The following is a 23,857-nucleotide window of genomic DNA, read 5'->3' as shown; positions in this document are numbered from 1 at the left end:
GGATACCCCCTTGATCGACAAACTGCGCAACATCGCCATCATCGCCCACGTGGACCACGGCAAGACCACCCTCGTGGACGAGCTCCTGAAACAGTCCGGCACCCTGGACCAGCGTGCGACGGTGACCGAGCGCATGATGGATTCCAACGACCTGGAGCGGGAGCGTGGCATCACCATCCTCTCCAAGAACACCGCCATCCGCTGGGGGGAGTACCGCATCAACATCGTCGACACCCCCGGCCACGCCGACTTCGGCGGCGAGGTGGAGCGGGTGCTCTCCATGGTGGACTCGGTGCTGCTGCTGGTGGACGCGGTGGACGGGCCCATGCCCCAGACCCGCTTCGTGACCCAGAAGGCCTTCGCCCGCGGCCTGCGGCCCATCGTGGTCATCAACAAGATCGACCGTGACGGCGCGCGCCCGGACTGGGTGCTGGACCAGACCTTCGACCTGTTCGATCGTCTCGGCGCCACCGATGAGCAGCTGGACTTTCCCGTGGTCTACGCCTCCGCCCTCCAGGGTTACGCCGGCCTCGAGTCGGACGTGCGCGACGGCGACATGACGCCCCTGTTCCAGTCCATCGTCGACAACTGCCCGCCCCCCGCGGTGGATCCGGACGGCCCGTTCCAGATGCAGATCTCCTCGCTGGACTACTCCAGCTACCTCGGCACCATCGGCATCGGCCGGGTCAGCCGCGGCCGCATCGGCCGCAACACCCCGGTGGTGGCGGTGGATCGGGTGGGCGACACGGTCCGCGGCCGGGTGCTGCAGCTGTTCAACATGATGGGCATGCAGCGGCTGGAGATCGAGGAGGCCGAGGCGGGCGACATCATCGCCGTGACCGGCATCGAGGATCTGCACATCTCCGACACCCTGTGCCATCCCGACCGGGTGGAAGCCCTCCCGGCCCTGTCGGTGGACGAGCCCACGGTGACCATGACCTTCCAGGTCAACACCTCCCCCTTCGCCGGGCAGGAGGGCAAGTTCCTCACCTCGCGCCAGATCAAGGAGCGCCTGGAGCGGGAGCTCATCCACAACGTGGCCCTGCGGGTGGAGCCCACCGACGACCCCGACCGCTTCCGCGTCTCCGGGCGCGGCGAGCTGCACCTCTCCATCCTGCTGGAGAACATGCGCCGGGAGGGCTACGAGCTGGCCATCTCCCGTCCCGAGGTCATCCTCCAGGTCATCGACGGCCAGCGCCAGGAGCCCTACGAGCACCTGGTGGTGGACGTGGAAACCGACGCCCAGGGCGCCGTCATGGAGGCCCTCGGCCAGCGCGGTGCGGAGATGCGCGACATGCAGCCCGACGGCAAGGGCCGGGTGAAGCTCGAGTTCATGATCCCCACCCGCGGCCTCATCGGCTTCCAGACCGATTTCATGACCATGACCTCCGGCACCGGCCTGATGCACCATGTCTTCGATCACTACGGACCGGTGCGTTCCGGCGCGGTGGCCCGGCGCAAGAACGGGGTCATCATCTCCAATGCCCAGGGCAAGGCGCCGGCCTACGCCCTGTGGAAGCTGCAGGAGCGCGGACGGCTGTTCATCGGCCCCAACACCGAGGTGTACGAAGGCCAGGTCATCGGCATCCACGCCCGCGACAACGACCTGGTGGTGAACGCCCTGCGCGGCAAGCAGCTGACCAACGTCCGCGCCTCGGGCAAGGATGACGCGGTGGCCCTCGAGCCCTTCATCCACCTCACGCTGGAGCAGGCCATGGAGTTCATCGACGACGACGAGCTGGTGGAGATCACCCCCAAGGCCATCCGCCTGCGCAAGCGCCACCTGAAGGAGCACGAGCGCAAGCGCGCCTCACGGACCGACAGCGAGGCGAGTTGACCGCCAGGGGGGTGGATGACGATATCCACCCCCCGGTTCGGGCGGGGCGGAACCGCCGCCACGGGAGGCGGCGGGGGAATCCGGGCTGCGACAGGCAAAAAAAACCCCGAACCAGAGGTTCGGGGACGACGAGTCCGGATACGACTCCTAGTGATTGACGCAGATTCAGTGTGCGCAAAGGGATGGGCGCTGCCCAGCGGCCAATTGCCAGTCCTGTTGTAGGAAATTGTCCATAGCCGTCTTGCGGCGCACCACGGCGGGCGGCGCCGGGGCCTTGAGTTGCCCCGCCGTTCGCGACACCATCCCCGGCATGGAAACCACCCAGCAGGAGGGTTCGTGACCCGGCTCACGCTCTATCCAGACATCCGTCCCTACGTCCAGCACAGCCTGGCAGTGGAGCCGCCCCACGTCCTGCACGTGGAGGAGTGCGGCAATCCCGACGGCATCCCGGTCCTGTTCGTCCACGGCGGGCCCGGCGCCGGCTGCGAGCCCTATCACCGGCGCTTCTTCGATCCCGGGCTCTACCGCATCATCCTCTTCGACCAGCGGGGCTGCGGACGCTCCACCCCCCACGCGGAGCTCGACGGCAACACCACCCAGGCGCTGGTGGCCGACATGGAGGCCATCCGCGAGCACTTGGGAGTGGAGCGCTGGATGCTGTTCGGCGGATCCTGGGGCTCCACCCTCGGCCTCGCCTATGCCGAGACCCACCCCGAGCGGGTACTGGGCCTGATCCTGCGCGGGATCTTCCTCTGCCGCCCCCACGAGATCCGCTGGTTCTACCAGGAGGGCGCCAGCCGCCTGTTCCCGGACTACTGGGAGGCGTACCTGGAACCCATTCCCGAGGCCGAGCGCGGCGACCTGGTCCGCGCCTACTACAGCCGGCTGACCAGCGACGACGAGGTGGCGCGGATGGCCGCGGCAAAGGCGTGGTCCCTGTGGGAAGGACGCACCGCCTCCCTGCTGCCGCGGGAGGAGCTGGTGAACCACTTCGCCGACCCCTTCACCGCGCTGAGCCTGGCGCGCATCGAGTGCCACTACTTCATGCACGACAGCTTCCTCGAACCGGATCAGCTGCTGCGCGACGCCCACCGCCTGGCCGGCATCCCGGGCATCATCGTCCACGGCCGCTACGACGCCATCTGCCCGCTGGAGAACGCCTGGCAGCTGGCCCGCGCCTGGCCCGATGCGGAGCTGCAGATCATCCCCGACGCCGGCCACGCCGCCAGCGAGCCGGGCATCGTCGACGCCCTGGTGCGGGCCACCAACAGCCTGGGACGCCGCGTGGGCTGAGGAACGTCCGGTCAACAGATTCAACGCCAAGACGCGAAGAGAAAAAATGGTGTTCCAGTTCCTTCAGAGCAGACCGCGGCAGCCGAATGCGCGTCTGAACGAAAGCGTTCGACCGGCATCCGCGCAACCGCCCCTTGAACCCTTCGCGTCCTGGCGCCTCGGCGTCTTGGCGTTGAATATGCCGTGATCGCACTCCTCCAGCGGGTGAGCGCCGCGCGGGTGGTGGTGGCGGGCGAGACGGTGGGCAACATCGGCGCCGGGCTGCTGGTGTTCCTCGGCGTGGAGCGCGGCGACACGGAGAGGCAGGCGGAGCGGCTGCTGGAGCGGGTGCTGGGCTACCGCATCTTCCCCGACTGCAACGAGCGCATGAACCTCGGCCTCACCGACATCGGCGGCGACCTGCTGGTGGTCTCCCAGTTCACCCTCGCCGCCGACACCCGCAAGGGCATGCGCCCGAGCTTCACCCCGGCCGCCGACCCCGCCACGGGGGAGCGCCTCTATGACCACTTCTGCCACCGCGCCGGCGAGCGTCACGGCAAGGTGGCCAGCGGCCGCTTCGGCGCCGACATGAAGGTGCAGCTGGTGAACGACGGGCCGGTCACCTTCCTGCTCCGGGTACCGCCGCCCGCCGCCTGAACCGGCCGCCGGAGCCCGGCCGCGCAGCCGATCTGGTCCGCAACCCGGGCTTGTGCTGTAATCGCCCCAGTCTCTGTCGGGATACTCCATGAAGCCACGACTCCGCGCCCTGCCGCCCCTGCTGCTGCTCCTCTCCTCCCTTCTCGCCACGGCCTGCTCGCAGGACGGGGGGACATCGCAACCGGCACCGAAGAAAGCACCGCCCGCCACCCACCTGGTCGCCGCCGGTGAGGTCAGCCGCGCGCCCCTGCCCTACGCCAGCACCCGCACCGGCACCCTGCGCACCCGCCGCCAGGTGCGCCTGTTCAACCAGGAGGAGGGACGGATCATCGAGCTGCCCTTCTACGAGGGCGACCGGGTGGAGCAGGGCGCGGTGCTGGCGCGGCTGGACGATGCGCTGCTGCGCGCGGAGCTTGAGCGCGCCGTCGCCACCCGCGCCCAGGCGGAGCAGGACCTGAAGCGGCTGCGGCGGCTGGTGGAGCGGCAGATGGTCTCCGAGGACGAGGTGTCGCGGGCGGCCACGGCGGTGGAAGTCGCGCGCGCCGAGGAGGCGCTGCTGCGCACCCGGCTCGGCTACATGGTCATCCGGGCCCCGTTCGCCGGCGTGGTGAGCGCCCGCCTGGTGGAGCCGGGCGACGCCGTGCCGCGCCATACCCACCTGCTCACCCTGATCGACCCCGGCTCCCTGGTGACCGAGGTCTCCGTCTCCGAGCTGCTGCTCCCCCACCTGGCCCTCGGCCAGAAGGTGCGGGTGCTCATCGACGCCCTGGGCCGCGAAGCCCATGCCGGCCACATCAGCCGCATCTATCCCCAGGTGGACGCCAGCACCCGGCTCGGCACGGTGGAGATCACCATCGAGCCGGTCCCGCCGGGCGCGCGCGCCGGCCAGCTGGCGCGGGTGACCCTCGAGATTCCGGCGCTGACCACCCTCAGCATCCCCCTGACGGCCCTGCAGCAGGATCGCGGCAGCGAGTACGTCTTCCGCCTGGACGATGAAAACGTCGCCCACCGGGCCGAGGTGCGCACCGGGACCCGGCTGGGCGCCCGCGTCAGCATCCTGGAGGGACTGGATGCCGGTGCACGGGTGGTCACCAAGGGCTTCCTGGGCCTGAAGGACGGCATGTCCGTGGAGCCGGTCGGGGAGACGCCATGAGCGCCGGCCGCGGCGTGGGCGGAGGACTCGCCGCCTGGTCGGTGCGCCACCCGGTCGGGGTCAGCATGCTCGCCCTGGCCGTGATCGTCCTCGGCGGCTTCGCGCTGGGACGGCTCAACGTGGACCTGCTGCCCCACATCATCTACCCCGAGGTGCGGGTGCGGGTGGTGGACCCCGGCGTGCCCCCGGAGGTGATGGAGGACCAGGTGACCCGCCAGCTCGAGGAGCAGCTGGCCATCACCGAGGACGCCATCGCGGTGCAGTCGACCACCACCGAGGGCCGCAGCGCCGTGGACCTCTCCTTCGCCTACGGCACCGATATCGATCGGGCGCTCCGCGACGCCAGCACCCGGCTCGACCGGGCCAAGCGCTTCCTGCCCGACACCATCGAGCCGCCCACCATCTACAAGCGCGATCCCTCGCAGATTCCGGTGCTGGAGTTCGTGGTGAGCTCCACCCTGCGCGACCCGGTGGAGCTGCGCAGCTGGGTGGACTACACCTTCGCCAAGTGGTTCCTGACCCTGCCCGGGGTGGCCGCCGCCGAGGTGGGCGGCGGCCTGGTGCGCGAGGTCCAGGTGCTGCCCGACCCGCGCCGCCTGGGCGCGCTGGGGCTGTCGCTGGACGACCTCGTGGATGCCCTGCAGGCGGGCAACCGCGAAACCCCCGGCGGTCGGCTGGAGATGGCCCGCAGCGAGCTGTCGGGCCGCACGGCCGGGCGGCTGGAGAGTCTCGACGCCCTGGCGGCGCTGCCCATCCCCCTGCCCGGCGGAGAAACGGTCCACCTGGCGGAAGTGGCCGAAGTGGTGGATACCCACCAGGACGAGCGGCTGCGCATCCGCCTCAACGACATTCCCGGCATCAAGCTCTCCATCCAGAAGCAGCCCTCGGCGAACACGGTGGCGGTGGCCGACGCCGTCCACGCGCGCCTGCAGTGGCTGCGCGCCGAGGACCTGATACCGGCGGATGTCACCATCACGCCCGTGGGCGACGAGGCGGTGTTCGTGCGCACCGCCGTCAACAACGCCGCCCTGGCGGCGACCAGCGGCGCACTGCTGGCGATGGCGGTGGTCTACCTGTTCCTGGGCAGCGTGCGCCGCACCCTCATCATCGGCAGCGCCATCCCCATCGCCATCATGGTCACCTTCGTGCTCATGGTGCTGGGCGGCCTGACGCTGAACGTGATGACCCTCGGCGGCCTCGCCCTGGGGGTGGGCATGCTGGTGGACAACACCATCGTCATGCTGGAGAACATCGTCCGCCACCAGCGCGCCGGAGAGAGTCCCGAGCAGGCGGGAACCGAAGCGGCCGCCGAGGTCAACGGCGCCATCGTCGCCTCCACCACCACCAACCTCGCGGCGGTGCTGCCGTTCCTGTTCATCGGCGGGCTGGTGGGTCTCATCTTCCGGGAGCTGATCTTCACCATCTCGGCCGCCATCGTCGCCTCGCTGGTGGTGGCCCTGACCCTGGTGCCGGCCCTCTCGGCGCGGGTGCCGGCCCGATCCGAAGGGGCTCTGCGCCGCGTCATGGACGGACTCATGGACCGGCTCGGCCGCGGCTATGCCCGCACGGTGGGCCTCGCCCTGCGCCTTCCCTGGCTGCCGTGGCTGGTGTTCCTGGCGGCCCTCTGGGTCACCGCGGGCACCTTCCTCTCCGGCAGCCAGGCCTTCCTGCCCGAGCTCGACGACGGCCGCATCCGCATCAGCCTGACCGCCGATCCCGGCGCCTCGCTGGAGGAGATGGATCGCGCCGCCACCCGGGTGGAGCAGCTGCTGCTGGCCCAGCCCGAGGTGGAGACCGTGTTCGCCACCGTGGGCGGCTTCGTCTTCGGCCGCTCCCAGTTCGAGGCCAGCAACCGCACCAGCCTCCAGGTACAACTGGTACCGCGCACCCGGCGGGCCCTGAGCAGCGAGGCCTGGATCCGCCGGGTCAAGGGCGAGATCGACGCCCTGCGCCTGCCGGGCCTGCGGGTGTTCCTGCGCACCCAGGGCATCCGCGGCATCAGCCTGGGACGGGGCAGCGACGAGCTCAGCCTCCGCATCCAGGGCCCGGATCTGGCCGTCCTGGAGCGACTGGCCGAGACCGCGGTGGAGCGGCTGACGCGGGTGCCGGGCCTGCGCAACGTGCAGAGCTCCACCGAGAGCGTGCGCCAGGAGGTGGCCGTGGTACCGGACCGCGAACGCACGGCCGCCCTGGGGCTGGACGTGGCGGAGGTGGGCAAGGCGGTGCGCCGCGCCCTGGAGGGCGAGGTGGTCACCGATTACCTCGACGGCGACCGCAGCTTCGACGTTCGGCTGCGCCTGCCGCGGGCGCAGATCGGCAACCCCGCGGACCTGGAGGAGATCCTGCTGTTCCCCTCCGGGGGGGATCGCCCACCGGTCTACCTGGGTGACGTGGCACAGGTGACGCTGGTGGCCGCGCCCGCCGAGATCCGGCGCGACAACCAGCAGCGCATCGTGGAGGTGACCGCGGCGCCGGACGGGGAAGTGACCCTCGGGGAGGCCGCACTGCGGCTGCAGGCGGCCGCCGCGGAGCTGGAGTTGCCGCCCGGCTACAGCGCCTACGAGGGCGGTACGCTGGAGGCCCTGCAGGCGGGACGCACCACCGCCGGGCTGCTGCTCGGCCTGGCCCTGTTCCTGGTGTTCGTGGTGATGGCGGTCCAGTACGAGTCGCTGCGCAATCCGCTGGTGATCCTGCTGAGCGTGCCCTTCGCCGCCATCGGCGCCGCCCTGGGCCTGCGCATCAGCGGCCTGCCGCTGTCCATGCCGGTGTGGCTGGGCCTCATCATGCTCGCCGGCATCGTGGTGAACAACGCCATCGTGCTGGTGGAATACGTGGAGATCCTGCGCCGGCGGGGGCTGGCGGTGCGCGAGGCGCTGGTGGAAGCCGCCCGGCTGCGCCTGCGCCCGATCCTGATGACCACCCTCACCACGGTGATGGGCATGCTGCCCCTGGCGCTGGGCGTCGGCGAGGGCTCGGAGCTGCTCCAGCCCCTGGCGGTGACCATCGTCTCCGGCCTATCCTTCTCCCTGCTGGTGAGCCTGCTGCTGGTCCCCGCCACCTACCGGGTCTTCCACCCGCGGGGCTGAAAGCCGAATGGACAGGATTTTCCAGGATTGACAGGATGGTTTGCGATCGGCGAGAAGGGAGGTGCGGCAGTCCCGTGCCTCAGCCGTCAGCTGTCAGCAAATCACACACACCAGAGGCAGCGATGAGCCCAGCCTGGCCGGATGAATCCGGACCAGCGCACCCACGCACTCACGCACTCACGCACTCACGCATTCACGCACTCACGCATTCACGCACTCACACACTCACGCATTCACGCATTCACGCATTCACGCATTCACGCATTCACGCACTCACGCATTCACGCATTCACGCACTCACGCACTCACCCCACGCACCCGCCATGATCCTTCACATCGACATGGACGCATTCTACGCCTCGGTGGAGGAGCGGGAGCGGCCGGAGCTGCGCGGCCGCCCGGTGGTGGTGGGGGGCAGCCCCGAGGGCCGGGGCGTGGTGGCGGCGGCCAACTACGCGGCACGCCGCTACGGGGTGCACAGCGCCATGCCCATGGCCCGCGCCGTGCGGTTGTGCCCCGACGCCATCCGGGTCCCGCCGCGGCTCGCCCTCTACGCGGAGGTGTCCGGGCGCATCCACGCCATCTTCCGCCGCTACACCCCCCAGGTGGAGCCGCTCTCCCTGGACGAGGCGTTCCTGGACGTCGGCGCCAGCGAACGGCTGTTCGGCACCGCGTCCGCCATCGGCCGGCGCATCCAGGCGGAGATAGCCGCCGAGGAGCGGCTGGACGCCTCGGTGGGCGTGGCGCCGAACAAGTTCCTGGCCAAGATCGCCAGCGACCTGCGCAAGCCGGCCGGCTTCGTGGTGGTGGAGCCCGGCACGGAGCAGGCCTTCCTCGATCCGCTGCCGGTGGGGCGGCTGTGGGGGGTGGGCAAGGTGACCGGACGCTTCTTCGCCGCGCGGGGGATACAGACCATCGGCGAGTTGCGTCGTCTGCCGCCGGCCATGCTGCAGCAGGCGCTCGGGAGCGGGGGCGAACAGCTCCGGCAGCTGGCCCACGGCATCGATCCCCGCCCGGTGGTCACCGACCAGGAGGCGAAATCCATCTCCCACGAGAACACCTTCGCCGAGGACGTGGCCGACCCGCAACTGCTGGAGGCGTGGCTGCTGGCGCTGACCGAGCAGGTGGCCGAACGGTTGCGGCGGGCGGGACTGGAGGCGCGCACCGTCCAGTTGAAGGTGCGCCTGCACGACTTCACCACCCTGACCCGCGCCCGTACCCTGGACCGCCCGACCGATCTCACCCGGGAGCTGTGGCGGACCAGCCGGGAGCTGTTCCGCACCCGCCTGCCCCGCCCCCTGCCGCCGGTCCGGCTGCTCGGGATGGGCGTGAGCGGCTTCGAGGCGGAGGCGCCGCGGCAGGCGGACCTGTTCGCGGAACCGGACCGCCGCCGACAGGGCCGCCTCGATGCCGTGGCCGACGCCGTGCGGACCCGCTTCGGCCACGCGGCCATCCACCGCGGCCCCGGCTCGACGAAACGTTGACACGTTCCGTTAACACCCCGCCTCTGCGGCCGGGATCTGCATCCGGAGAAATATCGTTACTGCCTGTTCCTACTGGCTTTATTGTTTGCGCAAGGTTCTGGCACGGCATCTGCAACAGTCCTGGCAACAGCCATCCGGGCTGCCACGACAGAATCCCCAGCAAGACAGGAGAGCCAGCATGAAGACCACCCGCACCGCCCTGTTTCTCGCCCTGGCCGCACTGGCCGGTACCGCGGCCGCCGACGGCGGCAGCCACAATGACGGCAGCTACCTGCTCTGGAACGCCGGCTCCACCGCCACCTCGGCCCCGGCACCCTTCATGGCGGACCGCCCGGTTGGGCAGCACGACCTGGCGACCGACGTCCTCTACGGCAACGGCGCCGGCGTCCCCGGCCCCTCCTCGCCCCCGGCCATGGGCTTCGCCCACCGCCAGGAACTGGATACCGACATCATCTACGGTGTCCGGGGCCTGAGCCTCACCGGCGAGCGGATGGCCGATCGCGGCGCCACCGGCTCCGGCGACGTCTGAGCCAGGCGGCCTGATAAGGACGACGGGGGCCCTGCGGCCCCCGTCGTGTTTCAGCGCGCCAGCGCCGTGAAGGCGTCTATCGCCGCATCGATGCCGGCGTCATCCACGTCGAGGTGGGTCACCGCCCGCAGCAGCCCCGGCTTCACCGCCCCCGCCAGCACCCCCCGCGCCTTCAGCTCCGCCAGCCAGGCGGCGTTGTCCGCTCCCGCGGGCAGCCCGATGTAGACCATGTTGGTCTGCACCGCCTCCAGGTCCACCTCGAGCCCCGGCAGCCGGGCCAGCGCCTCCGCCAGGCGCCGGGCGCGGCGGTGATCATCCGCCAGCCGGTCCACGTGGCGCTCCAGGGCGTGGAGACCGGCGGCGGCGAGAATGCCGGCCTGGCGCATGCCGCCGCCGAACTGCTTGCGGAAGCGGTGGGCGCGCTCGATGAAGGCCCGGGATCCGGCCAGCAGGCTGCCCACCGGGCAACCGAGCCCCTTGCTCAGGCACACCGACACCGAGTCGAACGGTTCGGCCAGCTCAGCCGGGTCCACCCCCTGGGCCACGGCGGCGTTGAGCAGCCGCGCGCCGTCGAGATGCAGTGCGAGCCCGTGCTCGCGGGCCACCACCGCCAGCGCCCGGGTCCGGGCCGGCGTGTAGACGGTGCCGCCGCCGCGGTTGGCGCTGTTCTCCAGGCACAGCAGCCGGGTGACCGGGAAGTGGGAGAGGCTGCCGGGGGCGCGGATCGCGGCGGCCACCGCCGCGGGGGTAAGCAGGCCGCGCTCGCCGGGGGCGCAGCACACCGACACGCCCGACAGCGCAGCAAAGCCGCCGCCCTCGTAGATGTAGATATGGGCCGTTCCCTCGAGGATGATCTCGTCGCCGGGCTCGGTGTGGGTGCGGACCGCGACCTGGTTGGCCATGGTCCCGCTGGGCATGAACAGGGCCGCCTCCTTGCCCAGCAGCGCGGCCACCGCCTCCTGCAGCCCGTTGACGGTGGGATCCTCGCCCATCACGTCATCGCCCACCTCGGCGCGGGCCATGGCCTCGCGCATGGCGGCCGTGGGACGGGTGACGGTATCGGAGCGCAGGTCGACGGTCGGCATGGCGACAGTATAGCCGCGCCATGCCGCCGCGGAAGAACCCGCCGCCTGAAGGCTGCCGAACCCTTGGCCCTCTTGGCTGTCACATCCCTATACATGAGTATTTTAATAGGTTTTTAACGGGATGTACCCGTGCCGACAAGGAGGAGACGTCATGAAACGCAGACTCTACTTCCTGCTCCCAGACAGCGCCCATGCGCAGCAGGTCATCGCCGATTTGAAGGCCGCCGGCATCGTCCGCGCCCACATCCACACCTACACGGGCAAGCGGCGATCCGGCTGGCGGCGCCGCATCATGGATGACCCGCGGCACCGGCTGGAGCGCTGGTTCTGGAACGGTAACCTGGCCCTGTTCTTCCTCGCCCTGGCACTGTTCGTCTACGGCCTGTGGGCCAGCGGCGCCACCTGGTCGATGGTGGGGGCCGCGTTCATGGCCATCACACTGGCCATCGGCCTGGTTTTTCTCACCCTCCCCGACACCCACCTCGAGGCGTTCCGCTCCGCCCTGAACCACGGCGAGGTGCTGGTCATGGTGGATATCCCCAAGGCTCGGGTGGGGGAAGTCGAGGCGCGGGTGCGGCGGCACCATCCCGAGGCCACCCTGGGCGGCGTGGGCTGGAGCCTGGACGCCCTCGAATAGAGCCCGTACCAATGGCAGGCGCCAGGCTCAGGGCGCCGTGAAGACCTCGGTGTCGGGGTGGAAGGCGATCCAGGCGAACCAGTAGGCGGTGACGGCGGGCAGCAGCCCGCCGTCACCATCGGTGGCGACAGCGCTGCGGGCCAGGGCATCGAAGCGCACCTCCACGGGCTGTCCGGCGAGGGTGTCACGCACCGGCCCGTCGAGACGGGCGAGCTCGGTGAAGGGATAGGCCTTGTGGCGGCCGTCGAGTGCCAGCCCCAGCACCGGCTCCTTGGGATGGTAGCGGGGATCGCGCCGGGTGACCGGAAACCATACGCCGTCGCTGTCGGCGTAGCCCGCGTAGGGATCGCGTCCGTAGTCCCGTTCATGGCCGGTCTCCCGGGACAGGACCCGGGACCCCGGATGAACCGCCCGCCAGGCGCCCCAGGTGGTGTGGACGAGGGGCACCGGCTCCAGCCGGGTGCCTGCCAACGGGCCGCTCACGGCACGGCCCAGGATCTGGGACCAGAGCGACTCCGTCCCCCGGTCATAGAGCAGCATGTCGCTGTTATAGAGCAGACCGGAAACGCCAAACCCGAGTTCCCGCCCCGCGGCCCGCGCGGAGAAGGCCATCCCGGTCCCGCACAGGGGACAGAAGGTGACCACCACCCCCTCGCCACCGAAGCGATCGTTGACGATCTCGTGCCAGTTGAGGATGGCCACCGGGTAGGCCCGGGCCTCGCCGTCGTACTCCAGGCCCAGGACCCGATCACTGTCGCGCAGCCAGCCGGCCTGCGCGGCGGAGACGAAACGGGGGTTGTCGATGGCGGGGATGCCGTCGCGGGGCGGCCCGCCCGCATGGATCGACTCGGCCGGGATCAGCGCACCGGCGAGTTCGAAACCGCTGGGACCGCCCTCGCCGCCACCAGCGCCACCGAATGCCGACAGCAACAGCAGGGCGGTCAGCGTACGGGACAGCATGGAACCTCCCGGAGCCGGCTCCGGACACCGTGTCGTACACAGCAGACCGGCAGGCGAGGAAATTCCTTGCGTCAAGCAGGATTCACGGGCGGATGATAGAGTTCCCACCAACCGGAACCGGCATCTGGCGGGTCCCGGTGCCGCACCGGGAAATCCAGTGGAGTGACGATGAAAGAACCACCGAGAAAGCAGCAGTGGCTGCAGATCAAGGGAGACCCCTCGATCCGCAACTTCGTGTTCCAGCAATCACGTACCCCGAGCCTGTTCGACGAACAGATCGATGAACTGATGGCGGTGACCGAGGCGCTGGTGCTGATGCATGGCGTCTTCCACGCCAAGATCCACTTCGCCAGCAACCAGCTCACCTGCTGGTTCTACAACGACCCCTACCGCTACCGGGTGTTCGTGGGCGAGGAGGTGTTCGCCCCCGGCTTCCTGGATCAGTTCCCGAGCGTGGTGCTGGCCGAGCGCCCGGAGATCCCCAACGAGGTGGTGCCGGAGATCCTGGCCCACTTCAGGCGCCTGCGCCTCACCGACCAGACCATCTACCTGCGCAACGCCTCGATGAACACCATCAACGGTCTCATCGGCATGACCTTCTCCTGCGACGGCAGCCACTACATTCCCTACAGCGAGTTCTTCGAGACGGTGGCCTACTTCTGAGGGTGACCCGCTTCAGGCCTGGCTGCCGGAGCCGCCGGCCCGACGACGATGGTGGCGGCGCAACAGGAACAGCGCGAGCACGACCGCCGCCAGCAGCAACCAGGCACCGAGGACCCGGTAGCGGTGCCAGGGCCGGTCCAGCTTCAAAAAGGGGCGCTGATCGGGATTGAACAGGGCCGCCACCTGTTCACCCGCCGCCGGGCGCTCGAAGGGGTAGAGCGCGGCGCTGTAGCGGTAGCGCGCCTCCCCCAGGCTGAAGGCGATGCGCACGAAGGGCGTCCCGCCCAGCAGCCCCGCCTCCCCCTCCGGGGCCAGCACCGTGCCCTGCACCCGGACCGCCCCCTGCAGGAAGCGGAAATCATCCGGGCCGTACCAGGCCAGCGGGAACACCAGCGCCACCAGCATTAGCAGCCGCGGCAGGCGCCGGAGCAGGGAACGGAGGAACGGTCCGCGGAATCCGGTCATGGTCTCAGCGACACTCCCCGCTGCCCCCGGGGAGCCACAGCCAGCCGATCTCCCGGGTCCGCTCCGGCGCGTGGCGGAGGGCGGCCACGGCCGTGCCGGAGACGGCGCCCGCGGCGGGCAGGACCACCCCGAGCCGGTCACGGGCGTAGTCGAGCAGCTCCGCCGGCGGTCCCGCCGTCTTCCCGCCGCGCCACACCAGCAGGCAGCCGCCCGGCTCACCGGTGCCCGGCGGCGGGAGATAGTCCGGGTAGTGGGCCGTCACCACCCGCGCCCGGGGGAAGCGGACGCGGAAGTTGCCGCCGATATGCTCGTCGGCGGCGGCCACCGTGCCCTGCTCCAGACCGGTCGCCCGCGCCACGCGATCGGCCAGTTCCGGCCACGGCTCGTGGATTCGCGCGGTGCTGCCCCAGCGCGGCGCCACCCAGGCCTGGAGCGCGAGCGCACCCATGACCAGGACCGCCAGCACCCCCAGGGTCCAGGCGTGGATCCGCAGCCGGCGGAGGCTGTAGCCGCGGCGCTCCAGGCGCACGAAGGCATAGAGGGGCGCCAGCATCAGCACCGGGTGCATCCAGCGGCCCTTGAGGAAGGTGATGCCCCCGGCGAGCACCCCCGCCAGCAGCAGCCCGAGGACGGCGAGGTGGAACACCGCCAGCAGGCGCTCGGCGTCCAGCCCCTCGGCGCCCCGGGGGGCATGCCGCCGCCCATAGACCCCGGGCAGCACCAGGGCGAGCACCAGCCACAGGGGGCTCAGGAACTCCACCAGCGCCACCCCGAGCCCGCGCAGCCCCTGCCACAGCCCCGCCAGGTAGGGACGATCGCTCCCCGCCACCAGCTTCCGCTCCAGGCCGGCGGCCACGCCCTGGGCATCGGCGAGCACCCAGGCCAGGTAGGGCAGGGTCACGGCGGCGGCCGGGATGAGGGTCAGCAGGAAGCGCCGGTGCAGCAGCCGGGACCGCAGCGCCGGCTCCGCCAGCGCGGCGGCCAGCAGCCCGAGGGCGAACAGGACGTAGTTGAACTTGGCCAGGATGCCCGCGCTCAGCAGCAGCCCCAGCCAGAGATAGTCCCGGCGCTGCCCGGTGGCGGCGATGCGCAGCACCGCGTGCAGGGTCCAGGCGCAGACCGCGGCGAGCAGGATGGTGTGGGTGACGCCCTGGTGGATGCCCCACGCCAGCGGTCCCAGCAGCGACAGCGATAGCGCGGCGAGCACGGCCAGGCGCGGATCGTTCAGCAGCCGGCGCCCGCTCAGGTAGTACCCCAGGTAGGTGAGCAGCAGCAGCGCGTACTTGAGCAGCGCCGCGGCGAGCACCCCGGGACCGAGCACGAGCTCCAGGCCATGGAGCAGCCAGGTGTAGAGGGGCGGCTGGAGCGTGCCGTAGCCGAGCGCCAGGGACTGGCTGAAGATGACCTGCTCCACGTCATCCACGCCGACGGTGGGCGAGGCGAGCAGCCGCAGCAGCAGATGCGCCAGCACGTAGAGGCCCACTGCCAGCAGGAACAGCCGCCCCCACCGGCGTCCGTCCCCGGGGGCCTGCGGCGGGGCGGGCGGAACGCTGGCGGATGCGTCGGAATGGGACATGGAGAACGCGGAGCTCAAGGCCCGGCCGGGCAACGAGTTGTGGACGTTACTCAAAAGCCTCCGGGCATGCAAGGTGACGCCCCGCCGCCCGCGGCGCTGCCAATCCCGCGCCCCGCCGCCCGCGGCTGCGACGGTGGTCCTGGCCGGGCCGGCGGCGGTAACATGCTCCCTGCGATCCCCGGCCCGTCCGCGCCGGGGCCGTCATGGAGATCCCCATGCCCCTGACCAGTCACGGCGGCTACCCGTCGGAAGCGGCGCGCTACCGTGAGCGCACGCCCCGCTCCGCGGCGCTCATGGCCGAAGCGGTGCGTCACCTGCCCGGCGGCGACACCCGCAGCACCCTCTTCTACCCCCCCTATCCGCTGTTCATCAAGCACGGCGAGGGCTGCTGGCTGACCGATGTCGACGGGCACCGGCTGCTGGACCTGAGCAGCAACCACACCGCCCTGGTGCACGGCAACCGCAATCCCGGCGTGCTGGCCGCGGTGGCGGACCAGCTCACCCACGGCAGCTGCTTTCCCGGCCCCTCGGCCACCCAGGTGGAGCTGGCGGGGCTCATCCATGGGCGGATCCCCTCCGTGGAGCGGCTGCGCTTCACCAACTCGGGCACCGAGGCCACCCTCAATGCCGTGCGGGCGGCGCGGGCCTTCACCGGCCGCGGCCGGTTCGCCAAGATGGAGGGCGGCTACCACGGCAGCCAGGACCCGATGATGGTGAGCACCCACCCGGACCCCGCCGCGGCCGGCCCCCTCGACTGTCCCCGGGCGGTGCCGAGCTCCCTGGGCCTGGCACCGGGGACGCTGGAGGAGGTGCTGGTGCTGCCCTTCAACGCCGTGGCCGAGACCCGGGCGCTGATCGAGGCCCATGCCGACGGACTGGCGGCGGTAATCGTGGAGCCGGTGCAGGGCTCGGCGGGGATGATTCCCGCCGAGCCCGCCTTCCTGGCCATGCTGCGGGAGGTGACCGCGGCCCACGGCATCCTGCTCATCTTCGACGAGGTGGTCTGCTTCCGGCTGGCGCCGGGCGGCGCCCAGGCGTGGTACGGGATCCGCCCGGACCTGACCTGCCTGGGCAAGATGATCGGCGGCGGCTTTCCCCTCGGCGTGTTCGGCGGCCGCGCCGACGTGATGGCCCAGTTCGACCCGCGCGAGCAGGTTCCGCGGGTGCCCCACCCCGGCAGCCTCAACGCCAACCCGGTCAGTCTGCGCGCGGGCATCAGCGCCCTGGAACAGCTGGACGCCGGGGCCTGCGACCGCATCAACCGGCTCGGGGAGCGCCTGCGCGCCGGGCTGCAGTCGCTGTTCGACGCCCACCGGCTCTCGGCGCGGGTGACCGGCGCCGGCTCCCTGTTCGGCATCCATTTCACCGGCGCGCCGGTGCGCAGCTACCGCGAGGTGATGGGCGCCGATCCGGGCCGCCGCCACACGCTGTTCCTGGGCCTGCTGAACGAGGGCGTGATGCTCGATCCGCGCGGCGCCGGCTGCGTCTCCACGGCCATGGGCGAGACGGAGGTGGAGCGGTTCCTGGCGGCGACGCGGCGGGTGCTGGAGCGGATCGACCTCCGCCAGGAGCCGGTCGGGCCCGGGCGATCATAGCGAGACCGCGGCAGAGCGGGGGCAGACGGGCCGCTGTCCCGCCGCCGCGGCCGATCAGTCCCGAGCACGGCGGGCTCCTAGGGCGCGTAGCAGCGGCAGCAGTTCTTGCCGGCCTGCTTGGCCGCGTACATGGCCTGGTCCGCATGGGCGATGAGAATCTCCAGCGTAACGCCATCGCGGGGATAGAGGCTGATCCCGATGCTCCCGGTGACGGAAACGCCGCCGGCACCCGTGCAGGGCGGCTCCAGTGCGGACAGGATCTTGCCTGCCAGCGTCTCCGCCGCCCCATGGCCGTCGATGCCCTCCAGCAGCAGCGCGAACTCGTCCCCGCCCAGGCGCGACACCAGGTCGTAGCCACGCACCTCCCGGCGCAGCCGCATGGCCACCTCCTGCAGGCACCGGTCGCCCGCCTGGTGGCCGAAGCGGTCGTTGATCTCCTTGAATCCGTCCAGGTCCAGGAACAGGACCGCCGCGGTGCCCCCCGTCCGCTCCAGGCGCTGCAGCAGCGCCCGGGACTGGCTCTGGAAGAGGGAGCGCCGGGGCAGGTGGGTCAGCGTGTCGTAGTGGGCGTGGTGGACGATGCGGTTGTGCATGCGGCGCACGGAACGCGCCAGGATGCCCAGCTCGTCCCGGCGCTGGACCGGCAGCCGCGCGGCCACATCCTCGCCCCGGCCCAGGCGCACGATGGTGCTGCTGAGCTGTCGCAGCGGCTTCACCACGCCCCGGTGCAGCAGCCCGAACAGCACCCCCAGCACCCCCAGGCCGGTGAGCAGAATCGCCAGCAGGGCATAGGTTATCGCCAGCCGCCCCTCCCGGGTGATGTCCCGGGGCAGGTGCAGATCGATCCGGAGGTAGGGCTGGCCCTCGACATCGGGGTAGAATCGGGTGATCGTCAGCATCCGGGCATGGCGGGCGATCACCACCCCGGTGGAGAGTTCACCGGGCGGAGGCCCGGACAGGGGGGTGATGGTGGCATCCATGTCCAGTTGGTGCCGGATCGCGTCCACCCGCGCCGGGGTGAGCAGGCGCCCCAGCAGTAAAATACCCGCCGCCGGCCCCGTCCGGGCGCTGGTGATGATGGGAGTGGCCGCCACCAGCATGGGCCCCCGCCTTGTGCGCAGGATGCCGGTGACACCGGTAACCAGATCCGGCTGCCGCAGCAACGGGTGTTCGGGCGGAAAACCCGCGCCGAGGAGAGCGTCGTTGTCCACCATCCGGCCCGCCTCGGCGTCATAGGCCCCGGACCAGAGGGTCTTTCCCTTCGGATCGAGGTACATGACCAGGTCGAATTCGGCGGTAACCATGTTCTCCATCGTGAGCTCCCGCGCGGGGAAATCCGGATTGCGGCCCTGGGCGTAGCGATAGCTTTCATCCCAGGCCGACCAGTCAAGGGCCGTCAGATCCAGGCCGGCAAGGCGGGATTGCAGGGTCTCGACCACCCGCTGCAGATCCTCCCGCGCCCGCTCCTGCTCCAGGCGCTCGAAGCTGGGATAGACCAGCATGACCAGGGGGATGGTCACCGCCAGCAGCAGGCCCACGAAGGTGACCGCCACGAGGGCGAGGAGCCGGAATTCCAGCGAGGCGGTACGTCTCATCGCGATGCGTCCAGGCCTGTTCGGGCCACGGGGGCGAAGACTTTCAGTTTAGACCGGGACGCGCCGGCGGGGGGATGTCAGGAGCCACCCAGGTGGCCGAGGACGGCCTTGTTGTCGAGGCTGGCGACCATGAGATCGGCGGTGGGCGCCGGCAGGTGGGGCACCACGCCCAGGCACGGGCCGGGCATCAGCCGTTCCAGGGTGGCGAGATTCTCCGCGGCGCGCGCCATCGTCCCCTCCACCTGGTTGGCCACCCAGCCGGCCAGGACCAGGCCGTCGCGCCGGATCGCCTCGGCGCTGAGCAGCGCGTGGTTCAGGCAGCCGAGCCGCATCCCCACCACCAGCACCACCGGCAGCCCGATTTCGCGGGCGAAGTCGGCCAGGGTCTCGTCGGGGTTGATGGGCACCCGCCAGCCGCCGGCCCCCTCCACCACCACCGCATCGGCCGGGTGCCGGAGCAGGGTGTCGAAGGCAGCCACCAGATCCGTCACCCGCGGCCCGTCACCCGCCTCGTCCGCGGCGATGTGGGGGGCGATGGCCGGCGCGTAGGCAAAGGGGTTCACTTCGGTATAGGGCACCGCCTCGGAGGCGGCCACCTCCAGGCGCAGGGCATCCTCGTTGCGCAGCCCCCCGGGCGTGACCATGCAGCCGCTCGAGACCGGCTTCATCGCCAGCGTCCGCAGCCCGGCGCCGTTCATCAGCGCCAGCAGCCCCAGCGCCACCTGCGTCTTGCCCACCCCGGTATCGGTCCCGGTCACGAAGAACCCGCGCATCCGCCACTCCTCTGCTCAGCCAGCCATACGAAGGAAAATTTCAATAGACAGGATTTGCAGGATTAGTGGTAAGGCAGGTTGGAGTCGGAATCTGCAGCACACGGATCGACGTGCGCCTTCCGACCAGCCGATCGGACCAAACCACGCCCCGGGGCCCTGTTTGAAAAAAATCCTGTCAATCCTGTCTATTCAGCTTGTCCGGTCACCGGCCGCTCAACCCCGGGTCCCCGGCCGGCGCCAGGCGGGGAACGGGACGTGGACCTCGCCGGCGGGGCCGCGCGGCTGCGGCCGCGCGTCCGCCTCGGGGGCCCAGGCGTGGCCGTAGACCACCTCGTAGGTGGCCGGCAGCAGCCCCCCGGGGGTCCGGAAGCGCTCGTAGGCCTGGCGCAGGGCCCGCACCCGGCCGGGGCCGGTGAGACCGCGGCTGCGGCCGCGGTTGACGTTGTGGGCGCCGAGCACCTTGAGATCCCGCATCAGCCCGTCCACCTGCGGGTAGGTGAGGGTGAAATACTCCATGTCCAGCACCGTGCCGGCAAGGCGCGCGCGCACCATGGCGTCGCCCACGTCGTGCATGTCGGCGAAGGTGTTGACGTGCACGCCCCCGTCCACCGCCCGCCAGCTCGCCCGCAGCTCCTTCAGGGTGTCGGGCCCGAGGGTGGAGAACATCAGCAGCCCGCCGGGGCGCAGCACGCGCCGGAACTCGGCGAAGGTGCGGTCCAGATCGGTGCACCACTGCAGGGTCAGGTTGGAGAAGAGCAGCTCGACCGAGGCATCCGCCAGCGGCAGGCACTCGGCGTCGGCGCAGAGAAAGCTCCGGCGGGCGAACCACCCCGTGCGCGAGCGGGCCACCGCCAGCATGCCCGGCGCGATGTCCAGGCTCACCACCCGGGCCCTGCGGTAGCGCCGGCCCAGCCGCTCGCTGTAGCGCCCGGTGCCCGCGCCCACGTCCAGGATCCGGCGCGGGTCGATGCGCACCAGCTCCAGCCGTTCCAGCAGCCGGTCGCCCACCTCCCGCTGCAGCTGTGCTGCCTCGTCGTAGCGGGCCGCGGCGGCGCTGAAGGCCCCGGCCACCAGGCGCTTGTCGATGGGAGCAACCGGCCCCTTATCCATTCACGAACGTCCTCACCCTGTCCAGCAGCGGCTCCGGGTGGGAGAGGAACGGTGCGTGCGCGGCGCCCGGCACCACCCAGGTCTCCACCCCCTCGTTCAGCTCCAGCAGCCCCTCGGTGACGCGCCGCGGCACCAGGGTGTCGCGCCGGCCGCCCACCCACAGCAGCGGCTGCCGCAGCGCCGCCAGCTCCGGGCGCAGGTCCGCCGTGCGCAGGATCTCCAGGCCGCCCTGCAGTCCCGCCAGGGCCGGCTCCCCGCGCGCGAAGAGGATCTCCCGCAGCCCGCGCAGCTCCTCCCGGGCCCGCTCGCTGCCCTGGGCCTGCAGCGCCAGGAAGCGTCCGAGGGTGGCGCGGTAGTCCCGGGCCAGTTCGTCGCAGAAGCGTTCCAGCAGCTCGGCGCTGACGGCGTGGGGCCAGTCCACGCCCTGGACGAAGCGCGGGCTGGCCGCCACCAGCAGCAGCCGCGTGACCCGCTCCGGGGCCAGGGCCGCGGCCTGCAGGGCCACCATGCCGCCCAGCGACCAGCCCAGCCAGGCCGCTCGCGGCGGCGCGGCGGCCAGCACCGCCCCGGCCAGGGCGCGGGCATCGTAGCCGCCCGCCAGCGGGGCGCTGGCGCCGAAGCCGGGCAGGTCGATGCAGGTCACCCGGAACCGCCGGCTCAGCGCCGGCAGCAGCGGCGCCCAGATGCCGCTGTGCAGACCCCAGCCGTGGAGCAGGACCAGGTCGGGCCCCGTGCCGATGGTCTGCGACCAGGGCGCGGCGCCGGCCGCGGCGGGAGCCGGGATCGGGCGTGCAGCGTCGTTCATCACCGGCTCACCGCTGCGGGTGGGGCACCGCCATCCACCGCGGGCGGGGTGTCGGACAGCACCGTCTCCAGCGCCGCCAGCAGGCGATCCACCTGGGCCTCGCCGTGGGCGGCGCTGAGGGTGATGCGCAGCCGCGCGCCGCCCGCCGGCACGGTGGGCGGCCGGATGGCGGTGATGAGGATGCCCCGCTCGCGCAGCGCCGCGGACAGCGCCAGGGCCCGGCCCGCATCCCCCACCTGCAGCGGCTGGATGGGACTCCCGGAGGGCATCAGAGCGAGCCCCAGCTGCTCCGCACCACGGCGGAAGCGCGCCACCAGGGCGCGCAGGTGGTCCCGCCGCCAGCCCTCGGACTGCACCAGCCGCAGGCTGGCGCGGGTCGCTTCCGCGACGGCCGGCGGGAGGGCGGTGGTGTAGACGTAGGTGCGGGCGAACTGCACCAGGTACTCCACCAGGGTCTCGTCGCCGGCGACGAAGGCCCCGGCGGTGCCGAAGCCCTTGCCGAGGGTGCCCATCAGCACCGGCACCTCCGCGGCGCCGAGGCCGAAATGCTCCAGGGTTCCGCGCCCGTTCGCCCCCAGCACCCCCAGGCCGTGGGCATCGTCCACCAGCAGCCACGCCCCGTGCTCGCGGCAGGCGGCCGCCAGCCCGGGCAGGGGCGCCAGGTCGCCGTCCATGCTGAACACCCCGTCGGTGACCGCCAGCCGCCGCCGCGCGCCGGAGCCGGCCAGCTGCCGGGCCAGCGCCGCGGCATCGGCGTGGGGAAAGCGGCGGAAGCGGGCCCCGGAACTCAATCCGGCATCCAGCAGGGAGGCGTGGTTGAGCCGGTCCTGGAACACCGCGTCCCGGCGCCCGAGGAGCGCCGTGATCGCGCCCAGGTTGGCCATGTAGCCGGTGGAGAAGAGCAGCGCCCGCTCCCGTCCGGTGAAGGCGGCGAGCTCCTCCTCCAGCGCATGGTGGGCGGCGCTGTGGCCGGTCACCAGGTGCGAGGCGCCGCTGCCGGCGCCCCAGCGATCGACCCCGCGCCGGAACGCCGCCGCCACCTCCGGGTGGGCGGCCAGCCCCAGGTAGTCGTTGCTGCAGAAGGAGAGGAACCGCCGCCCCCCCACCACCAGCTCGGGGCCCTGGGGGCTCTCCACCACCAGCCGCTCGCGGTAGAGCCGCGCCGCGCGCCGCTCCGCCAGCTCCGCCGCCAGCGCCTCCCGCATCGGATTGTCAGCGCTCATCGGCGACATTCCCCCGGTTTTCACCACGAAGGCACGAAGGACACGAAGCCTGACAGGGCACCGGAGTCATTGGCGTCGTGACGGGAAGCCCGAGGCAACGACACATATAGGCGCACGCAAGGATCATCGACGCTATAGACCTCGCCCCACGCGCTTCTTCACGCCCTTCTTCGTGTCCTTCGTGCCTTCGTGGTGAATCATGCCTCAGTGACTGTGGTCCTCGTCGCCGTAGTGGGCGTGGCAGTCGTTGGCCTCCAGGCGCAGGCCGAGGCGCTCGAACAGCTGGGCGTCGGTGTCCGCCTCGCGGTTGGGACAGGTGAGCAGCTTCTCGCCGTAGAAGATGGAGTTGGCCCCGGCCAGGAAGCACAGCGCCTGCATCTCCTCGCTCATGGTCTCGCGGCCCGCGGAGAGGCGCACGTAGGAGCGGGGCATGAGGATGCGGGCCACGGCGACGGTGCGGACGAACTCGAAGGCGTCCAGCGGCGCGGTTTCCGCCAGCGGCGTGCCGGGCACCGGCACCAGGCGGTTGATGGGCACGCTCTCGGGCGGCTGGGGCAGGTTGGCCAGTTCCACCAGCAGCCCGGCGCGGTCGGCGCGGGACTCGCCCATGCCGATGATGCCGCCGCAGCAGACCTTCATGCCGGCATCGCGCACGTGCCCCAGGGTGTCCAGCCGATCCTGGTAGGTGCGGGTGGTGATCACCTGGCCGTAGAACTCGGGCGAGGTATCGAGGTTGTGGTTGTAGTAGTCCAGGCCCGCCTCGCGCAGCACCCGGGCCTGTTCCCCGTCGAGCATGCCCAGCGTCATGCAGGTCTCCAGCCCCAGGGACTTCACGCCGCTCACCATCTCCAGGATCACCGGCATGTCGCGCTCCCGGGGGCTGCGCCAGGCGGCGCCCATGCAGAACCGGGTGGCGCCGTTCTCCTTCGCGGCCCGGGCCGCCTGCAGCACCTCCTCGGCGCTCATCAGCTTCTCCCGCTGCAGGCCGGTGTCGTAGCGGGCGCTCTGGGAGCAGTAGCCGCAGTCCTCGGAGCAGGCGCCGGTCTTGATGTTCATCAGGGTGCTGGCCTGGATGGTGTTCGGCTCGAAGTGGCGGCGGTGCGCGCTCGCGGCCTCGAACACCAGGTCCATGAAGGGACGCCCGAACAGGGCGATCACCTCCGCCCGGGTCCAGGCGCGGCGCCCGGTGCGCTCATCGGTCACGGCGGCTGCGGCAGTGGCGGTAGTCATGCTACGTTTCCTTGTGGGTCCGGAAGGGCCTGCTGCGGCCCATTAAGGGATATTTGGGCGCCCATAAACCCAGGGCATGGCGACCGATCTTAACGCCCGCCCGCCGACTGTCAATCTGCACG

The 23,857-nt window shown here is 71.2% G+C and carries 20 protein-coding genes; 10 read left to right on the top strand and 10 right to left on the bottom strand.

Annotation, left to right across the window (positions count from 1 at the left end):
• The first annotated feature begins 10 nt into the window (after window positions 1-10).
• The 7 genes from typA to DFQ59_RS02615 all read left to right on the top strand — a co-directional run bounded on the left by typA (window position 11) and on the right by DFQ59_RS02615 (window position 10,018).
• On the top strand, window positions 11-1,837 hold the full coding sequence (gene typA, locus DFQ59_RS02645) for a translational GTPase TypA (protein WP_114278103.1): 1,827 nt from the start codon (window positions 11-13) through the stop codon (window positions 1,835-1,837).
• A gap of 336 nt (window positions 1,838-2,173) precedes the next feature.
• Window positions 2,174-3,130 carry a prolyl aminopeptidase gene (gene pip / locus DFQ59_RS02640; protein WP_114278102.1) on the top strand — a complete coding sequence of 319 codons (957 nt, stop codon included), beginning with the start codon at window positions 2,174-2,176 and terminating at the stop codon, window positions 3,128-3,130.
• 183 nt (window positions 3,131-3,313) lie between these two features.
• Window positions 3,314-3,766 (top strand): D-aminoacyl-tRNA deacylase, encoded by a 453-nt coding sequence (dtd, locus tag DFQ59_RS02635; protein ID WP_114278101.1) that lies wholly within the window; start codon window positions 3,314-3,316, stop codon window positions 3,764-3,766.
• A gap of 88 nt (window positions 3,767-3,854) precedes the next feature.
• Window positions 3,855-4,919 carry an efflux RND transporter periplasmic adaptor subunit gene (locus DFQ59_RS02630; protein WP_114278100.1) on the top strand — a complete coding sequence of 355 codons (1,065 nt, stop codon included), beginning with the start codon at window positions 3,855-3,857 and terminating at the stop codon, window positions 4,917-4,919.
• The gene (locus DFQ59_RS02625; RefSeq protein WP_114278099.1) at window positions 4,916-8,005 is read left to right on the top strand and encodes an efflux RND transporter permease subunit; all 3,090 of its coding nucleotides are present in this window, start codon (window positions 4,916-4,918) and stop codon (window positions 8,003-8,005) included. The genes DFQ59_RS02630 and DFQ59_RS02625 overlap by 4 nt, the downstream gene beginning before the upstream one ends.
• Window positions 8,006-8,040: 35 nt before the next feature.
• Window positions 8,041-9,489, top strand: coding sequence for a DNA polymerase IV (locus DFQ59_RS02620; RefSeq protein WP_342768408.1), 1,449 nt, complete (start codon window positions 8,041-8,043; stop codon window positions 9,487-9,489).
• Window positions 9,490-9,667: 178 nt separating this feature from the next.
• Complete coding sequence (locus DFQ59_RS02615) at window positions 9,668-10,018, top strand: hypothetical protein (RefSeq protein ID WP_114278097.1); 351 nt, start codon at window positions 9,668-9,670, stop codon at window positions 10,016-10,018.
• A 50-nt stretch (window positions 10,019-10,068) separates the two neighbouring features.
• On the opposite strand, the gene ltaE is transcribed toward DFQ59_RS02615, so the two are convergent.
• Entirely contained in the window at window positions 10,069-11,103 is a 1,035-nt protein-coding gene (gene ltaE / locus DFQ59_RS02610) for a low-specificity L-threonine aldolase (protein ID WP_114278096.1), read from the bottom strand.
• A 151-nt stretch (window positions 11,104-11,254) separates the two neighbouring features.
• On the opposite strand from ltaE, the gene DFQ59_RS02605 reads away from it, so the two are divergent.
• Window positions 11,255-11,740: a hypothetical protein gene (locus DFQ59_RS02605; RefSeq protein WP_114278095.1), complete on the top strand. Its 486-nt coding sequence runs from the start codon at window positions 11,255-11,257 to the stop codon at window positions 11,738-11,740.
• A gap of 27 nt (window positions 11,741-11,767) precedes the next feature.
• Here DFQ59_RS02605 and DFQ59_RS02600 read toward each other — a convergent pair whose 3' ends face one another.
• On the bottom strand, window positions 11,768-12,700 hold the full coding sequence (locus DFQ59_RS02600) for a DUF3179 domain-containing protein (RefSeq protein ID WP_114278094.1): 933 nt from the start codon (window positions 12,698-12,700) through the stop codon (window positions 11,768-11,770).
• A gap of 168 nt (window positions 12,701-12,868) precedes the next feature.
• Between DFQ59_RS02600 and DFQ59_RS02595 the strand changes: the two genes are divergently transcribed.
• A complete protein-coding gene (locus tag DFQ59_RS02595) occupies window positions 12,869-13,363 on the top strand; it encodes a hypothetical protein (RefSeq protein WP_114278093.1) in 495 nt (164 codons plus the stop codon).
• A gap of 12 nt (window positions 13,364-13,375) precedes the next feature.
• Here DFQ59_RS02595 and DFQ59_RS02590 read toward each other — a convergent pair whose 3' ends face one another.
• Together DFQ59_RS02590 and DFQ59_RS02585 are read right to left on the bottom strand one after the other, a co-directional pair.
• On the bottom strand, window positions 13,376-13,828 hold the full coding sequence (locus DFQ59_RS02590) for a hypothetical protein (protein ID WP_114278092.1): 453 nt from the start codon (window positions 13,826-13,828) through the stop codon (window positions 13,376-13,378).
• A 4-nt stretch (window positions 13,829-13,832) separates the two neighbouring features.
• Window positions 13,833-15,404 carry a glycosyltransferase family 39 protein gene (locus DFQ59_RS02585; RefSeq protein ID WP_114278091.1) on the bottom strand — a complete coding sequence of 524 codons (1,572 nt, stop codon included), beginning with the start codon at window positions 15,402-15,404 and terminating at the stop codon, window positions 13,833-13,835.
• A 215-nt stretch (window positions 15,405-15,619) separates the two neighbouring features.
• Between DFQ59_RS02585 and DFQ59_RS02580 the strand changes: the two genes are divergently transcribed.
• The gene (locus DFQ59_RS02580; protein ID WP_170142001.1) at window positions 15,620-16,999 is read left to right on the top strand and encodes an aspartate aminotransferase family protein; all 1,380 of its coding nucleotides are present in this window, start codon (window positions 15,620-15,622) and stop codon (window positions 16,997-16,999) included.
• A 77-nt stretch (window positions 17,000-17,076) separates the two neighbouring features.
• On the opposite strand, the gene DFQ59_RS02575 is transcribed toward DFQ59_RS02580, so the two are convergent.
• The 6 genes from DFQ59_RS02575 to bioB all read right to left on the bottom strand — a co-directional run bounded on the left by DFQ59_RS02575 (window position 17,077) and on the right by bioB (window position 23,735).
• The gene (locus DFQ59_RS02575; RefSeq protein ID WP_114278089.1) at window positions 17,077-18,594 is read right to left on the bottom strand and encodes a diguanylate cyclase domain-containing protein; all 1,518 of its coding nucleotides are present in this window, start codon (window positions 18,592-18,594) and stop codon (window positions 17,077-17,079) included.
• Between the two features lie 77 nt (window positions 18,595-18,671).
• A complete protein-coding gene (gene bioD, locus DFQ59_RS02570; protein ID WP_114278088.1) occupies window positions 18,672-19,367 on the bottom strand; it encodes a dethiobiotin synthase in 696 nt (231 codons plus the stop codon).
• Between the two features lie 213 nt (window positions 19,368-19,580).
• Window positions 19,581-20,477 (bottom strand): malonyl-ACP O-methyltransferase BioC, encoded by an 897-nt coding sequence (bioC, locus tag DFQ59_RS02565; RefSeq protein ID WP_114278087.1) that lies wholly within the window; start codon window positions 20,475-20,477, stop codon window positions 19,581-19,583.
• Entirely contained in the window at window positions 20,470-21,282 is an 813-nt protein-coding gene (bioH, locus tag DFQ59_RS02560) for a pimeloyl-ACP methyl ester esterase BioH (protein ID WP_114278086.1), read from the bottom strand. Before bioH ends, bioC begins: the two co-directional genes overlap by 8 nt.
• A complete protein-coding gene (gene bioF, locus DFQ59_RS02555; protein WP_114278085.1) occupies window positions 21,282-22,487 on the bottom strand; it encodes an 8-amino-7-oxononanoate synthase in 1,206 nt (401 codons plus the stop codon). Before bioF ends, bioH begins: the two co-directional genes overlap by 1 nt.
• A gap of 222 nt (window positions 22,488-22,709) precedes the next feature.
• On the bottom strand, window positions 22,710-23,735 hold the full coding sequence (bioB, locus tag DFQ59_RS02550) for a biotin synthase BioB (RefSeq protein ID WP_114278084.1): 1,026 nt from the start codon (window positions 23,733-23,735) through the stop codon (window positions 22,710-22,712).
• Between the last annotated feature and the right edge of the window lie 122 nt (window positions 23,736-23,857).

Source organism: Thioalbus denitrificans, assembly GCF_003337735.1.
GTDB classification, from domain to species: Bacteria; Pseudomonadota; Gammaproteobacteria; order DSM-26407; family DSM-26407; genus Thioalbus; species Thioalbus denitrificans.
This window is presented reverse-complemented; position numbering and strand designations above follow the sequence as displayed.

Bases quoted from the DNA above. Each gene is read 5' to 3' on its own strand.
- DFQ59_RS02630 (WP_114278100.1), top strand. From the start codon at position 3,855: ATGAAGCCACGACTCCGCGCCCTGCCGCCCCTGCTGCTGCTCCTCTCC.
- DFQ59_RS02625 (WP_114278099.1), top strand. From the start codon at position 4,916: ATGAGCGCCGGCCGCGGCGTGGGCGGAGGACTCGCCGCCTGGTCGGTG.
- DFQ59_RS02585 (WP_114278091.1), bottom strand. From the start codon at position 15,404: ATGTCCCATTCCGACGCATCCGCCAGCGTTCCGCCCGCCCCGCCGCAG.
- bioF (WP_114278085.1), bottom strand. From the start codon at position 22,487: ATGCGGGAGGCGCTGGCGGCGGAGCTGGCGGAGCGGCGCGCGGCGCGG.
- bioD (WP_114278088.1), bottom strand. From the start codon at position 19,367: ATGCGCGGGTTCTTCGTGACCGGGACCGATACCGGGGTGGGCAAGACG.
- ltaE (WP_114278096.1), bottom strand. From the start codon at position 11,103: ATGCCGACCGTCGACCTGCGCTCCGATACCGTCACCCGTCCCACGGCC.
- DFQ59_RS02595 (WP_114278093.1), top strand. From the start codon at position 12,869: ATGAAAGAACCACCGAGAAAGCAGCAGTGGCTGCAGATCAAGGGAGAC.
- DFQ59_RS02615 (WP_114278097.1), top strand. From the start codon at position 9,668: ATGAAGACCACCCGCACCGCCCTGTTTCTCGCCCTGGCCGCACTGGCC.
- bioH (WP_114278086.1), bottom strand. From the start codon at position 21,282: ATGAACGACGCTGCACGCCCGATCCCGGCTCCCGCCGCGGCCGGCGCC.
- DFQ59_RS02620 (WP_342768408.1), top strand. From the start codon at position 8,041: ATGGTTTGCGATCGGCGAGAAGGGAGGTGCGGCAGTCCCGTGCCTCAG.
- DFQ59_RS02605 (WP_114278095.1), top strand. From the start codon at position 11,255: ATGAAACGCAGACTCTACTTCCTGCTCCCAGACAGCGCCCATGCGCAG.
- bioC (WP_114278087.1), bottom strand. From the start codon at position 20,477: ATGGATAAGGGGCCGGTTGCTCCCATCGACAAGCGCCTGGTGGCCGGG.
- DFQ59_RS02600 (WP_114278094.1), bottom strand. From the start codon at position 12,700: ATGCTGTCCCGTACGCTGACCGCCCTGCTGTTGCTGTCGGCATTCGGT.
- DFQ59_RS02590 (WP_114278092.1), bottom strand. From the start codon at position 13,828: ATGACCGGATTCCGCGGACCGTTCCTCCGTTCCCTGCTCCGGCGCCTG.
- bioB (WP_114278084.1), bottom strand. From the start codon at position 23,735: ATGACTACCGCCACTGCCGCAGCCGCCGTGACCGATGAGCGCACCGGG.
- DFQ59_RS02575 (WP_114278089.1), bottom strand. From the start codon at position 18,594: ATGAGACGTACCGCCTCGCTGGAATTCCGGCTCCTCGCCCTCGTGGCG.
- DFQ59_RS02580 (WP_170142001.1), top strand. From the start codon at position 15,620: ATGCCCCTGACCAGTCACGGCGGCTACCCGTCGGAAGCGGCGCGCTAC.